This is a genomic window from Aestuariivirga litoralis, from assembly GCF_015714715.1.
GTDB lineage: Bacteria > Pseudomonadota > Alphaproteobacteria > Rhizobiales > Aestuariivirgaceae > Aestuariivirga > Aestuariivirga litoralis_A.
Genome location: NZ_WAHS01000001.1, coordinates 1,189,219 through 1,202,308 on the forward strand (window position 1 = coordinate 1,189,219; position 13,090 = coordinate 1,202,308).

Below are 13,090 nucleotides of genomic sequence, written 5' to 3' on the forward strand. Positions count from 1 at the left end.
CGATGACGGTGATCACGCCACAGGTTCTGCTCAAGGCCTATTCTGTGGGCGTGTTCCCGATGGCGGAGAGTGCTGATGATCCATCACTCTATTGGGTAGAGCCGGACGAGCGCGGGCTGATCCCGCTGGATGCCTTTCACATCTCACATTCGCTGAAGAAATCCGTACGCCATGCCGGATTTGAAATCCGCATAGATACGTCATTTGAACAGGTGATGCGGCGCTGTGCCGAGAAAACGCCGGACCGCGACGAGACCTGGATCAATGAGCGCATCCTCAAGCTCTATACCCAGCTGCACAGGATGGGCTGCTGCCATTCGGTTGAGGCGTGGCGTGAGGGCGAATTGGTGGGCGGGCTTTATGGCGTGCGCTTGGGCAGCGCGTTTTTTGGAGAAAGCATGTTCAGCCGTGCCACTGATGCGTCCAAAGTGGCTCTCGTGCATCTGGTTGCACGGCTCAACGCCGGCGGCTTCAACCTGCTGGATGCGCAGTTCCTGAATTCACATCTGCAGCAATTCGGCTGCTACACACTGAAGAAGCCGCAATACCGCGAGCTGCTAGATCAGGCGATGGATGGCACTGCGGATTTCTTCGCGTTCAAATCAGATCGTGATCCTGAGGCGGTACTGGCTTTGGCCGCACCGAAAAACCCGGCTTAGTCTGGCGGGGCTTGATCGGCGCTGTCGTCTTCAGGCGTCTTGCTCGGATCCGGTGGTTGTTCCACTGGCGGCGGCGGCGCGTTCGGGTCGCGGCAGCCGGTCAGCCACACGTCATAGAGCGGGTGCTCCACCGCGTTGAGGCCGGGGCTTTCGGCAAACATCCAGCCTGAGAAAATACGCTTCCTTGAACCGTCGGTGCGTTCTTCATCGACTTCTACGAAGGCGACTGTCTTGGGGTCTTCAGTGATCGGGCGCGTGTCACAGGTTTCAGCCTTCACCACCAGACTACCGAATTTCTTTTCTTCGCCAATGTTGGCGTCAAAGCTTGTCGTCTGGCCCATGATCTTGTCGAGGCCAGAGAACACAGCAATCGGGTTCTGGATGATTTCGGCTGCGGCCGGCCCCGTCAACAGAGCCAGTAACGCCAGCGCGCCGGCTTTTGCTTTCATTGCTTGGGTGGCGTCCCAGAATCTTGGCCATTGTCTTGACCGGCGGCCGGGGCGTCACCCTTCCCCGGAGCTGCATCTGGCGCAGGAGCATCAGGTGCAGGTGCAGGTGCGGTCGCATCAGGCGCCGGAGCTGGAGCAGCAGGTGCTGCGCCATCGGCAGGCTTGGAACTGCCCTTGGACGAGAACATCGCCTGGCTGATAAGCGACCAGATATCGACAGCACCCTGGGTGTAAGAAATCTCGCCACCGTCAACAAGCTTGGTATCTGAGCCACCTGGATCGAGAGCCACGAATGTCGCGCCCAACAGACCTTCAGAGGTGACCTTGGCTGACGTATCATCAGCCAGCTGCACGTTAGGCTGCAACAACATGTCCACGCGGGCCTGATAGGATTTAGGGTCCAGCGTCTGGCTGACAACCGTGCCTACCTTGATACCCGCCACGCGCACATCAGTGCCGACATTCACGCCCGACGCATTGTCGAATTGCGCCAGCACATGATAGCCGCCACCCGGCCCGCCAAGGCCTGCGCCATGATAGGCGAAGAAAAAGAAAATCGCCGCCACGGCAATCACCGCAGCGCCTACCAGCGTCTCTAAGGCATTGGCCTTCATTCCGGGCGCCAGGCCTTGTAGTCAGGCACGCGCTTCATCGGCTTGCCGCCCACAGCGATAGAGCCCGGCGGATGATAGGCACCAGATGTGCCCGTCAGATTTTCCTGATGCGGCTTCTGCCACTCACGCGGTGCGTAATTTTCCTGCACGGGAGCAACATCGACGCGGTGATGCAGCCAGCCATGCCAGCCGGGGCCGACCTTGGAGCCATCGGAATAGCCCTTGTAGATCACCCAGCGGCGTTCCGGAATCGAGTCCGGCACGGCGGACTTGGCCTTGTAGTAACGGTTGCCCAGTTCGTCTTCACCGACGAAGGTTCCCTTACGCCACGTATAGAAGCGGGTGTTCAAGCTTTGGCCGTTCCACCAGGTGAAAATCTGCTTCAAAAACTGCATGCGAGGGACTCTGTTGATTGCGCCGCAATATGCCGGAAGGCAGGCTCAAGTTCAATCAGGATTTGGGCCTCAATATGGTCACCACCTGCCCGCCCACGCTCAATGAACCTACCGTTTCCACGCGCGGATCGGCCTTCAACTTGTCGATCATCGCCTGCACATCAGCAGGCGCTGCGGCACGGTCGCTGGGCACCGCAAACAGGCCCACGCTGCGTTTCACAGATTCGTGGGTAATGCCCACCAGATAGACGCGGTAATTGCCGGTCGTGTCAGTGACCACAGTGTTGGACTGGAAAGCGCGCAGCACGTTGCGGGTGTTTGGCACGGTTGGATCCGGCACGCTCGCCGTCATCTTGGCGCGCAAGCCTTCATGCACGGCAGGATTTGGGGCGAGTGCGTCCAGCTGCGAGTCCGGGCTCAAGTAAGGCAAAGCATCTTTCCAGCCCCAGCGGTTCCACACCGTGTAATTTTCGCCTGCGATAATGTCTTGCAAGGCGGCCACTGGGCCTATCCAATGCAGCACAAAAATATCGCTGGGCCGGCCCGCCAGATTGATGCGCTGGCCGGGCACATTGGTCCAACCCTTGGCCATGTAATCTTCAATCGAATAGGTCGCGATCTTGTTGACCGGCTGGTAGCGTTCCAGGCGGCGTTCAAAGCCGCGGTCGCTGTCAATGCCAGTAGCGATCAGCAAGGTCGCCACCGAAACCGCAAGCAGCGCCAGCGGGCGAAAGCGACCAAAGGAAATGGTGGTCACTGCCACTGAGAACAGCACCACAATGATGCTGGCGATCAGTATGCCGCCCAGAATATCGCTCAGCCAATTGACGCCCAGATAGAGTCTGGAAAAGGCAATGGCGATCACCAGCATGGCAAGGCAGGCGGCGATCAGCGCCTGCGTCCAGCGCTGCAAGCCGCGCGAGGTGATGACGGCGAGCGTGCCGAACACTGTGCCCGCCATCAAGACATGTGGCGAGGGAAAGCGAAAATCAGATCGCAGTGAACCCAACCCCGGTGCGGGCGTGCCAAAAGAAAACGCCAATGTGACGATCTTGGCCGCCACGACCGCGGCCAACATGGCAGCGGCGGCGCGCCAGTTGCGGCGAAACGCCATCCACAGGATGGGAACCAGAGCCACCGCATAGAGCACATATTCATCGCCCAGCATGGTGACGCGCACGAAGATTTCATCGCCGGGCACCGAGCGCAGTTCACTGAAGAAATTGAATAGCGCAAAATCAAAATCACCCACCGCATGGCGGATCAACAGGCCGGAGACCAAATCGATCAGGCCCACAATGGCGGCGAGGCCCAGAATGATGAAGAGCAGTAGAAGCACGGAGTTGGGATTGTCTGGCGCCATTACGCGGCCGAAGCGGCGCACCGAACGGAAGCGGCTCTCTCCCGCCCAACCAGCAATCTTGCGCTGCACCGCCTTGCGATAAGGCGTGAGGCTTTGTGCCAGCAGGCGCACCAGCCAGCCCGCAACAGCGAGAATGGCAAGCAGAACGAGCAGCACCACAAGCAGGCGCCCACTGAGTTCACCTGCCAGCGACAATGCATGGCCGAGGAGAACGCCAGGCAACAGATGCATCAGCGACCAGAAAATGCCCGAGGTGATATTGACCATCAGGAAGAACGCTTCGCCCATGCCCAGCATGCCGGCGATTCCTGGCACCACGGCTTTAACGCCGGGCACGAAGCGGCCAATGGCAATGGATTTGCCGCCATGCTGCTTCACGTAGGCTTCGCCCTTGGCCAGCAATTGCGGATAGTTCTTGAGCGGCCACATGGTTTTCAGCCGGTCACCAAAAAACCGCCCGGCCCAGAAAGACAGCTGGTCACCCACAATGCAACCGAGTGTCGTGGCGGCCATAACGGGCCAGAAATCCAGCTTGCCGGCACCCACCAGCGTGCCCGCACCTACGAGGACAGCAGTTGAGGGCACGAACAGCCCGATCACCAGCAGGGCTTCACCCATGGAGATCAGGAAGACGATAATGAGAGCCCAGCTGGGATGCTGCGCGAAATAATCGAGATAGGGCTGAATCTGGTCCATTAAAAACGCTAGGCTTGCTTCTTATTCGTGGTTGACGTCATAGGTAGGTGAGAATTGCGGCAATTTCCATCCTTACCTTTTAGACATCTGATTGGAGTGTTTTCGTGGAGCTTTGGACGGTGGCCCTACTGATTGTGGCAGGCATATTGGGCGGGCTTGCCAATTCAATGGCAGGTGGTGCTTCGCTTTTCACTTTTCCAGCGATGCTGTTCATCGGCCTGCCCCCGGTCACCGCCAATGCCACCAACAGTTTTGCATTATTGCCCGGCAATTCACTCGGTGCGATTGCGGACCGTGAAAGTTTTCCACCCCGCACGGCGCTGTTCTGGGCAGCAATCGCGTTGGCGGTTGCAGGTGGGCTATGTGGTGCGATTCTTTTGCTCGCAACATCGGCGCGCGTGTTCGCCCTGCTGGTCCCTGCCCTGATCGGTGCCGCGACCTTGATCTTCACTTTCTCCAAGCAGATTCGCTTGGGGCTTTCGGCCTTGATGGAGGGTGAGGCACATCCGACGCTGCGGCTGGTGCTGCTGTTCATCGCCGCAATCTATAATGGCTATTTCGGCGCTGGCGTGGGCGTCATCTTCCTTGCCACGCTGGCCGCCACTGGGCATGAAACTTTACGCACAACCAATGCCTTCAAGAATGCGCTGACCTTCATGTCGAATATCGGCGGTGTGGTGATCTATCTATTTTCCGGTGCGATTTCGTTTCATCACGGGCTGATCATGATGATCGGTGCCGGTATCGGCGGATTGTCGGGCGGCAAGCTTGTCAAAGTGCTGCCGCCGCAACTGGTGCGTGGCATCATCACCGCCTGCGGCTGTGTGATGACGCTGGTTTATGTTTATCGTTTCTGGCTGTAGGCCACGGCGATCCGCGCCGCCACAACGGCGTTGTTTTCCACCAAAGCGATATTAGCCTTCAGCGAACGGCCCTGGGTGGCCTCGGCCAGATGCTTGAGCAGGAAAGGCGTGGTTTCCTTGCCGGAGATGTTCTTGCGCTTGGCCGCAGTGAGAGCTTTCTCAATCACCGGCGAGATTTCGGATGACGGAATTTCCGCTTCAGCCTGAATGGGGTTGGCGACGACGACACCGCCCTGCAGGCCCATCTTCCATTTGGCCTTCATCAACTGGGCCACTTCCTTGGGCGAGTCCATCCGCATCGGAACCTTGAAACCGGATTTGCGCGAATAGAAGGCAGGAAATTCATCGGTGCCATAGCCCACAACGGGAACGCCCAATGTTTCGAGCTTTTCCAGCGTGAGGCCGAGATCCAGAATCGCTTTGGCGCCCGCCGTCACCACCGCCACATTGCTGGTGGCAAATTCGGTGAGATCGGCGGAAACGTCGAAAGTTTCTTCAGCACCGCGATGCACACCGCCAATGCCGCCCGTCGCAAACACCGCGATGCCCGCCAGTGCGGCAATGCACATGGTCGAGGCGACGGTCGTCGCACCGCTCATGCCCTTGGCCACGACAAAAGGCAGATCACGGGTGGAGACTTTCATCACCTCGGTACCGTGCTGCGACAGATGGATCAATTCTTCGAAGTTGAGGCCTGCGCGCAATTCGCCGTCGATAATGGCGATGGTAGCCGGCGTTGCGCCATTCATCTTGATCAGCGCTTCGACCTTTTCGGCCATTTCCAGATTCTGCGGAAAGGGCATGCCATGGGCGATGATGGTCGATTCGAGCGCCACGACGGGACCTCCGCGTTGCAAAGCACTTTTTACGGGCGCGCTGAATTTGACTTTCATGGTCCCACCAATGTTGAAAACTCTGACGCGATGACCTGCGCGGCCGCGCGCTGACCGAGTGCTGCGGCTTCAGCCAAAGAAAGGTTCTGCATCAAACCAGCGACCAGACCTGCGGTCGCGGCGTCCCCTGCCCCTGTCACGTCAACAATTCCCCTTGCCTGACTGGGTACATGATGCATCACGCTGCCGTCAAATGCATAAGCACCTTTGGCTCCATGGTGAATGATCAAGCTTAAGAGCCCGGCGCGCTGCAGCGCTTGCGCGGCGGCCAGCGGATCGGATTTTCCGGTCAATGCGATCATCTGGTCCAGGTTGGGCGTGGCGAGAAAAATCTCATGGGCTTCAAGAAGTGCCGTGAGCTTCTGGCTCTTTGAAACCGACACAGGTTCAACGATCATCTTGCCGCCTGCCATGCTGGCAATCGCATCCAATGTATCGAGTCGGAGATTGCAATCCGCCACAATGTAGCGGCTGGCGGCAAGGCTTTCTGCGTGCTTGGCGATCACTGCAGGTGTGAGCTCTTCGAGGGCGGCCATATCTGAAGCGGCAGTGACCAATTCACCGGAGGTGTCCAGCACGGCGAGGTAAACGCCGGTCGGGCCTTCCAACTTAATGACGGGAGAGACATCGACGCCCATGACCTTCGTCGCCGCCAATACGGTCTCGCCGTGGGCATCATTGCCGATCACACTGAGAAGGCGCGTCGGCACGCCGAGTACCGCAAGGTTATGTGCGATGTTGCGGCCCACACCGCCGGGCTTCGAACTGATCAGCGCCGGATTCGAAGTCGCGGCAACATGGGGGCCAAGTGTCTTGGCCTTGATATCCAAATTGATGCCCCCGATCACCAGAACGCCGTCCATGGGTTGTGATCCTAGCGCAGAATTCCTTCCGGTGGTATGACTACCGGAAGGAATCTTTTTATTTCAACAGGTTGGACTTAGAAGTCGGTGGGGGCGCCGCCTTCGCGCTTGCGGCGCTCGACGAAATCCTTCAGCGCTTCGTGCACGCCTTCATCCATGGGCGGCTTCACATACTCGTTAAGTGCCTGTTTATAAACCTGATTGGCCTTCTTGTAGGCATCGGGCGAACCAGCGGCGACCCATTGCTGGTTGTTGCGCCAGTCCGAGATCAGCGGCGAATAGAAGGCATTGGTGTAGCGGTTCAATGTGTGCTGCGTGCCAAAGAAGTGGCCACCAGGACCGACATCCTTGATGGCTTCGAAGCCGAGTGCATCTTCATTGATTTCAAGTGGTTGAAGGAACTCTGTGACCATTTGGATGAGGTCCACGTCGAGCACGAATTTCTCGAAGCTGGCCACAAGCCCGCCTTCCAGCCAGCCGGCGCCATGCATGATGAAATTGCCGCCGCCCTGTGTCAGGCCCCACAGTGAGAACACGCTTTCATACGCGGCCTGTGCATCCACCGTGTTGGCGGCGTTGGTGTTGGAGGTGCGGTACGGCACTTTGTAGCGTCTTGCGAGCTGTCCGCCGACAATTTGCGCCTTCATATATTCCGGCGTGCCGAAAGCTGGCGCACCTGACTTCATGTCCACATTGGACGTGAAGCCACCATAGATGACCGGGGCACCCTTCTTGACCAATTGGCAGAAAGCGATGCCCGCGAGAGCTTCGGCGTTCTGCAATACGAGCGCGCCTGCCATCGTCACCGGAGCCATGGCACCCGCCAGCGTGAACGGAGTCACGCAGACAATCTGGCCCGCGCGGCAGAAACGCAACATGCCATTCAGCATGTTGAAATCAAGCTTCAGCGGCGAGTTGGTGTTGACGATGGTCATCACCGATGGTTCGCGGTGGAACTGCTCATCATCAATGCCACGCATCAGCTTGGCAATCATCAAAGCATCCTGGGTGCGCTCCTCGCCCAGTACATAAGCGGTGAGCGGCTTGTCCATGATGGTAGCCATGTCATAGAGCGCATCGAGATGGCGGATCGAGGCGTGGATATCCACCGGCTCCACAGGGTAACCAGCGGAGAAATTGATCGTGTTGAAATACTGGCCGAGCCTCAGGAAGTTCTGATAGTCGGCGCGGTTGCCGGTGCGGCGGCCGCCTTCCATGTCATGGGCGTTGGGCGGCGAGCCCACCGTGCCATACATGATGTTGTTGCCGCCGATGACACGGCTGTGGGCCGGGTTGCGGGCGTGAAGCATGAAGGTTTCCGGCGCGTGGGCGACCAATTCCTCGATCATGGCCGGGTCAAAGCGCACGCGCTCCCCATCAATCTGCGCGCCCGCCGCCTTCAGCAGCGCGTGGGCTTCCGGATGGTTGAAATCCATGCCGATCTCGGAGAGCACTTTCAGCGAGGCGCGGTGGATCGATTCCAGCTCATCGGCTGAAATAATCTCGGTGGGCGCAAAGCGGCGCTGCACTTTACGCTCGGGCAATTGCTGCAAGCCGGATCCGCCGCCTGCACCAGGATTGGCGCGAGCTCCGCCCCGGCGGCGGCGTGGTTCAGTTTCCAAAGTACTCATTCTTTTATTGCCTCCAAGGCGGGGTCGGCAGCAACCTGCTTCACCAGCCAGTCTTCGAATCTCTTGATCTTGTTCTTGTTGCGGTTCGCCGTTGAGCAGGCAAAATACCAATTGTGCTTGTGCGGAACGCGTAAGGGAAAGGGCTGCACCAGGCGGCCCAGTTTGATTTCTTCGGCGGCATAGGGGCCGATGGTCATGGCGGCACCACGGCCTTCAACTGCAGCTTCCTGAGCCAGGATGTAGCTGTCCACGGTGAGGCGGTTGGCGGGTTTCACGCCCGTGACCCCTGCCCCTTCGAGCCAGATGTGCCAGTCTTCCTCGGCGGTATAGACGTCAATCAATTTGGCATTGGCCAGGTCTTGCGGCTTGGTCAGCTTCATCTTGGGCGAACAGACCGGCACGAGATAGGATTTGAAGAGCGGGCGGTAATAATGGCCGGGCAGCTTGGTGCGGGCGAGGATGATGCCGACATCGACATTGCGCTCGTCGAAGTTCCAATCGAAGTATGATGTTGAGAGGCGTACCTTCACATCCGGGAAGCGGCGCTCGAAATCATGCAGGCGCGGAATTAGCCATTTCAATGCCACGGTCACATAGACCTGGATGGTCAATTCCTTGTCGGTATTCGCGGGCCTGAGGGCGCGGGTCTGCGCTTCAATCTGGTCGAAGGCTTCGCGCACGGCGGGGAAATAGCTTTGGCCATGGGTGGTGAGTTCGGCACGGCGCGCATCACGGCGGAACAGCTGCACATCGAGGCGCTGCTCCAAAAGCTTGATCTGGTGGCTGACGGCAGATCGGGTGATGCCCAGTTCACCGGCCGCCATGCGGAAAGAACCCAAGCGTGCAGCGGCCTCAAAGGCAGTCAACGCGCGGAGCGGCGGCAGATCACGACGGGCCAAGGAAATTCACCAATCACAAGTTCAGGGACGGGATTAGCATAGATTTTGTGCAGCTAAGCCCGCAAGGGGGTGGTGACATTTTTTAACCACGGATGAAGCATGGCATCTTGGCAAACTGCCCGCCGCTGGCGCAAACTAACACCATTCCAAGGGAGTTCAAGATCATGAGTCTGGCCGAAAATCAAAGCCGCAGGCGTGGTGGCCGCGAGGCCAGGCAAGCAATGCGTGCAAAGCCAGTTCCCCTCGCTGAAGGTGCAGTGCGCCCAGGCATGGTGGGTGGGCAATACAAGCCCCTTACCCAACTGGATATGGAACGCATTCATGAAACAGCGCTGAAACTTCTGGAAACAGTTGGTTTCGGCTCGCCTATCCCGTCGTGTATTGAAGCACTGACCGCCAAGGGCGCCTTCCTCAAGAATGGCAGATTGTGCCTGCCGCGCACTCTGGTGGAAGATACGATTGCCAAGGCCGCGCGCCACTTTCCGCTTTATGCCCGTGACCCGAAACATGACCTCGAGCCATGGGGCAACAAGGTTTACTTCGGCACTGCGGGTGCGGCCGTTCATGTGGTGGATATCGAGAAGCGCGAATACCGCGAATCCTTCCTCGCTGACCTTTACGATGCAGCGCGCATCGTCGACACCTGCGAGCACATCCACTTCTTTCAGCGCGTGCTGACGGCGCGCGACATGATCACGGGTCATGACCTCGACATCAACACGCTTTATGGCAGCATTGCAGGCACCACCAAACATGTGGGCACCTCGATGGTGGATCCCGTGCATGTGGAAGAATGCCTGAAGATCCTGCATCTGGTTGCCGGCGGTGAAGACAAGTGGCGCGAGCGCCCCTTCGTTTCGCAATCCAATTGTTTTGTGGTTCCGCCGCTGACATTTGCCGAGGACGCCTGCAAGTGCCTCGAAGTCGCCGCACGCGGTGGCATGCCCGTGCTGTTGCTCTCGGCAGCGCAAGCGGGTGCCACGGCGCCGGCAGCGCTTGCCGGCACTGTGGTTCAGGCGGTCGCTGAATGCCTGATGGGCCTTTGCTACATCAATGCGGTCGTGCCGGGTGCGAAAGCGATCTGGGGACCCTGGCCCTTCGTTTCTGATTTGCGCACCGGTGCAATGAGCGGCGGCTCGGGTGAACAGGCGCTGATCACATCGGCCTGCGCACAGATGGGCCATTTCTATGATCTCACCGTGGGCTCTGCGGCCGGCATGTGCGATTCAAAGATGCCAGACATCCAGGCCGGTTATGAAAAAGGTGTCACCGCCGGCATCTCGGCGATGACGGGCATCAACCTGATGTATGAATCAGCCGGCATGCATGCTTCGCTGCTCGGCTTCTGCCTTGAGAGCCTGCTGATCGACAATGACATGCTGGGCTCGATCAACCGCAATGTGCGCGGCATCGAAGTCAATGACGCAACCTTGTCTTTCGAGGTGATCTCGGATGTGTGCCTGGTTGGGCCGGGACATTATCTGGGCAGCGACCAGACGCTTTCCATGATGCAGAGCGAATATATGTATCCCAAGCTGGGCAACCGCATGAGCCCGAAAGAATGGAACGAGGCCGGCAAGCCCGACATTCTGGAACGCGCCATCGCCAAGAAAAATGAAATCCTGAGCACGCATTTCCCGGAGACGATCTCCAGGGAAATTGATGATCTGATCCGCGCCAACCACGACATCAAACTGCCGCGTTCCTACATGCAGCCGAAGGGCTGAAACTCTAAAAGGCGGTATGGAACATCCGATCCTCAACCGCATCCGGCAGGAGAGTTTCGCTCCGCTCGGCTGGTTTGAGCCGAAGGGGATGGATGACACGCGCTTTGTGATCCTGATCGGCAATGCCGGACCCGACATGTTCCGCCGCTTCACCCGTGATGGCGGCGGCGTGATGGATGACTGGACGCGGCGTGTGGTGGCGCCGCTGGCGGACGATCTGGGCGCGCGGGCCGTTTATCCTTTCGAGAAACCTTACCAGCCGTTCCAGCAATGGGCGCGGGCGGCTGGCGTGGGGCATCAATCGCCTCTGGGCCTGAATGTGCATAACACTTACGGCCTGTGGCACGCCTTTCGGGCGGCACTTTTATTCCCGGTGGCGTTTGATCTGCCGCGTGCCTCTGCTGGTGCTCACCCTTGCGAGACTTGTGAGGGCAAGCCCTGCCTGCATGCTTGCCCGGTTTCGGCCTTTGATGGCACGCATTATGATGTGGAGGCCTGCGCCACGCATATTCATGGCGATAACACCTGCATGGAAAACGGCTGCAAGGCGCGGCTTGCCTGCCCGGTTGGTGTGCGCTACCGCTATCAGCCTGCGCAGATCCAATTCCACATGAAAGCCTTCAAGGACGCCCACCCGATATGAGTTACGCCTTCATTGCCGAAAAACTGAAAGCCGGATTACCGATCATCCTGGATGGTGGCACGGGCACTGACATCGAGCGGCGCGGTGCGCCGATGAGCACGGCCACCTGGTGTGCGGATGTCAACGCCACCCATGGCAATATCGTGCGCGAGGTTCATGCGGATTATGTGAAGGCGGGGGCCGACATTATTGCTGCGAATACCTTTGCCACCTCCATGCTGTCCTTTGATGCCTATGGCCGTGCTGACGAAGCCTTGGCGCTGGACGCGGTGGCGGTCGGCTTTGCCAAAGAGGCTGCTAAGGGTCGCAAGGTTGCGGTGGCGGGATCATTCTCCACCCAGCGTCCAGTGATTGCCGGGACTGACCGCACCAATATGAGCCGAAGCTGGACGCGCGATGAGGCCAAGGCGCTGTTCAAGCGTAAGGCCGATAATCTCAAGGCACTCGGCGTTGATCTCATCATGATGGAAATGATGCGCGATACGGATTACTCGCTCTGGGCCTGCGAGGCGGCGATGGAGATGGGCCTGCCCGTGTGGATCGGCATTTCGGTGGAACGTGTTGAGGGCGAGTTGGTAGGCTTTGGCCGCACCGATCAGAAGCTCTCCGAAATTGCCCCTGCCCTTGCCGCGCTGAAACCTGCCGCCATGTGCATCATGCACACATCCGCCAATGACACGGATGAGGCGCTGCAGATTTTGCGCAAGAGCTTCTCAGGTCCTATCGGCGCCTATCCGGAATGCGGCTATTACAAAGCGCCCAACTGGGTGTTTGAAGATGTAATTTCGCCAGAGGACCTGATTGCCAAGTCGCATGACTGGCAGAAGCTTGGTGCTTCCATTTTTGGCGGCTGCTGCGGGATTGGGCCTACACATATTAAAGCGCTTGCTACGGAGTTTGCATCTTGAAGACTGGTTCCTGCCTGTGTGGCGCAGTGGCTTACGAAGTGCATGGCCCACTGGATGACATTCTGGTTTGCCATTGCACCCAATGCCGCAAGCAGACCGGGCATTATTGGGCCTCGACCCATTGCACCGACAAGGATTTGAAGTTCGTCCGGCAGGACGGGTTGAAATGGTTTCATTCCTCTGACATGGCCAAGCGCGGGTTCTGCAAGGAATGCGGTTCCACCCTGTTCTGGAAGAAGCTTCCGGATGACGGCATCATCTCGATCAGTGCCGGCACGATTGACGGCAAGACGGGCCTGCAGATCAGCGCGCATTTGTTCGAGGAAGACAAGGGCGATTACTACGAAATCGCGGCGGATGCACCGCGCCGATAACGCCAGAGACGGAACAAGCGTCATAATCCGGCGTTTTCCACGGGCGTTTGCGCCTTAATTGTTGCCTTTGATCGCGCGAGCGAATTTGGCATAAGGCTTTCATGCGTTGCGTG

General features: G+C 58.5%; 14 protein-coding genes. 6 read left to right on the forward strand and 8 right to left on the reverse strand.

What is annotated here, in order from left to right; translation table 11 throughout:
* Positions 1–2: 2 nt before the first annotated feature.
* Positions 3–659: a leucyl/phenylalanyl-tRNA--protein transferase gene (gene aat, locus F8B91_RS06215; RefSeq protein ID WP_196502816.1), complete on the forward strand. Its 657-nt coding sequence runs from the start codon at positions 3–5 to the stop codon at positions 657–659.
* Here the strand turns inward: aat and F8B91_RS06220 are convergent.
* The 4 genes from F8B91_RS06220 to F8B91_RS06235 are packed head-to-tail and all read right to left on the reverse strand — an operon-like array spanning position 656 to position 4,176.
* A complete protein-coding gene (locus tag F8B91_RS06220) occupies positions 656–1,108 on the reverse strand; it encodes a DUF2155 domain-containing protein (protein ID WP_196502817.1) in 453 nt (150 codons plus the stop codon). The genes aat and F8B91_RS06220 overlap by 4 nt on opposite strands.
* Positions 1,105–1,722 (reverse strand): outer membrane lipid asymmetry maintenance protein MlaD, encoded by a 618-nt coding sequence (gene mlaD / locus F8B91_RS06225; RefSeq protein WP_196502818.1) that lies wholly within the window; start codon positions 1,720–1,722, stop codon positions 1,105–1,107. Before mlaD ends, F8B91_RS06220 begins: the two co-directional genes overlap by 4 nt.
* Positions 1,719–2,117: an NADH:ubiquinone oxidoreductase subunit NDUFA12 gene (locus F8B91_RS06230; protein WP_196502819.1), complete on the reverse strand. Its 399-nt coding sequence runs from the start codon at positions 2,115–2,117 to the stop codon at positions 1,719–1,721. The genes mlaD and F8B91_RS06230 overlap by 4 nt, the downstream gene beginning before the upstream one ends.
* Before the next feature lie 55 nt (positions 2,118–2,172).
* A complete protein-coding gene (locus F8B91_RS06235) occupies positions 2,173–4,176 on the reverse strand; it encodes a VTT domain-containing protein (RefSeq protein WP_196502820.1) in 2,004 nt (667 codons plus the stop codon).
* A gap of 104 nt (positions 4,177–4,280) precedes the next feature.
* Between F8B91_RS06235 and F8B91_RS06240 the strand changes: the two genes are divergently transcribed.
* On the forward strand, positions 4,281–5,039 hold the full coding sequence (locus F8B91_RS06240) for a TSUP family transporter (RefSeq protein ID WP_196502821.1): 759 nt from the start codon (positions 4,281–4,283) through the stop codon (positions 5,037–5,039).
* On the opposite strand, the gene F8B91_RS06245 is transcribed toward F8B91_RS06240, so the two are convergent.
* The 4 genes from F8B91_RS06245 to F8B91_RS06260 form a co-directional block, all read right to left on the reverse strand.
* A complete protein-coding gene (locus F8B91_RS06245; protein ID WP_196502822.1) occupies positions 5,021–5,932 on the reverse strand; it encodes a pseudouridine-5'-phosphate glycosidase in 912 nt (303 codons plus the stop codon). The genes F8B91_RS06240 and F8B91_RS06245 overlap by 19 nt on opposite strands.
* Positions 5,929–6,795: a carbohydrate kinase family protein gene (locus F8B91_RS06250; RefSeq protein WP_196502823.1), complete on the reverse strand. Its 867-nt coding sequence runs from the start codon at positions 6,793–6,795 to the stop codon at positions 5,929–5,931. The genes F8B91_RS06245 and F8B91_RS06250 overlap by 4 nt, the downstream gene beginning before the upstream one ends.
* A 77-nt stretch (positions 6,796–6,872) precedes the next feature.
* A complete protein-coding gene (locus F8B91_RS06255; RefSeq protein ID WP_196502824.1) occupies positions 6,873–8,426 on the reverse strand; it encodes a trimethylamine methyltransferase family protein in 1,554 nt (517 codons plus the stop codon).
* The gene (locus F8B91_RS06260; RefSeq protein ID WP_196502825.1) at positions 8,423–9,325 is read right to left on the reverse strand and encodes a LysR substrate-binding domain-containing protein; all 903 of its coding nucleotides are present in this window, start codon (positions 9,323–9,325) and stop codon (positions 8,423–8,425) included. The genes F8B91_RS06255 and F8B91_RS06260 overlap by 4 nt, the downstream gene beginning before the upstream one ends.
* A gap of 164 nt (positions 9,326–9,489) precedes the next feature.
* Between F8B91_RS06260 and F8B91_RS06265 the strand changes: the two genes are divergently transcribed.
* The 4 genes from F8B91_RS06265 to F8B91_RS06280 are packed head-to-tail and all read left to right on the forward strand — an operon-like array spanning position 9,490 to position 12,977.
* On the forward strand, positions 9,490–11,052 hold the full coding sequence (locus tag F8B91_RS06265) for a trimethylamine methyltransferase family protein (RefSeq protein WP_196502826.1): 1,563 nt from the start codon (positions 9,490–9,492) through the stop codon (positions 11,050–11,052).
* A gap of 16 nt (positions 11,053–11,068) precedes the next feature.
* Positions 11,069–11,695 (forward strand): hypothetical protein, encoded by a 627-nt coding sequence (locus tag F8B91_RS06270; RefSeq protein WP_196502827.1) that lies wholly within the window; start codon positions 11,069–11,071, stop codon positions 11,693–11,695.
* Positions 11,692–12,603 carry a homocysteine S-methyltransferase family protein gene (locus F8B91_RS06275; RefSeq protein WP_196502828.1) on the forward strand — a complete coding sequence of 304 codons (912 nt, stop codon included), beginning with the start codon at positions 11,692–11,694 and terminating at the stop codon, positions 12,601–12,603. Before F8B91_RS06270 ends, F8B91_RS06275 begins: the two co-directional genes overlap by 4 nt.
* On the forward strand, positions 12,600–12,977 hold the full coding sequence (locus tag F8B91_RS06280) for a GFA family protein (protein ID WP_210324332.1): 378 nt from the start codon (positions 12,600–12,602) through the stop codon (positions 12,975–12,977). Before F8B91_RS06275 ends, F8B91_RS06280 begins: the two co-directional genes overlap by 4 nt.
* Positions 12,978–13,090: the final 113 nt, after the last annotated feature.

Coding starts and splice junctions, on each gene's coding strand:
- aat (WP_196502816.1), top strand. CDS start 3: ATGACGGTGATCACGCCACAGGTTCTGCTCAAGGCCTATTCTGTGGGC.
- F8B91_RS06220 (WP_196502817.1), bottom strand. CDS start 1,108: ATGAAAGCAAAAGCCGGCGCGCTGGCGTTACTGGCTCTGTTGACGGGG.
- mlaD (WP_196502818.1), bottom strand. CDS start 1,722: ATGAAGGCCAATGCCTTAGAGACGCTGGTAGGCGCTGCGGTGATTGCC.
- F8B91_RS06230 (WP_196502819.1), bottom strand. CDS start 2,117: ATGCAGTTTTTGAAGCAGATTTTCACCTGGTGGAACGGCCAAAGCTTG.
- F8B91_RS06235 (WP_196502820.1), bottom strand. CDS start 4,176: ATGGACCAGATTCAGCCCTATCTCGATTATTTCGCGCAGCATCCCAGC.
- F8B91_RS06245 (WP_196502822.1), bottom strand. CDS start 5,932: ATGAAAGTCAAATTCAGCGCGCCCGTAAAAAGTGCTTTGCAACGCGGA.
- F8B91_RS06250 (WP_196502823.1), bottom strand. CDS start 6,795: ATGGACGGCGTTCTGGTGATCGGGGGCATCAATTTGGATATCAAGGCC.
- F8B91_RS06255 (WP_196502824.1), bottom strand. CDS start 8,426: ATGAGTACTTTGGAAACTGAACCACGCCGCCGCCGGGGCGGAGCTCGC.
- F8B91_RS06265 (WP_196502826.1), top strand. CDS start 9,490: ATGAGTCTGGCCGAAAATCAAAGCCGCAGGCGTGGTGGCCGCGAGGCC.
- F8B91_RS06270 (WP_196502827.1), top strand. CDS start 11,069: ATGGAACATCCGATCCTCAACCGCATCCGGCAGGAGAGTTTCGCTCCG.
- F8B91_RS06275 (WP_196502828.1), top strand. CDS start 11,692: ATGAGTTACGCCTTCATTGCCGAAAAACTGAAAGCCGGATTACCGATC.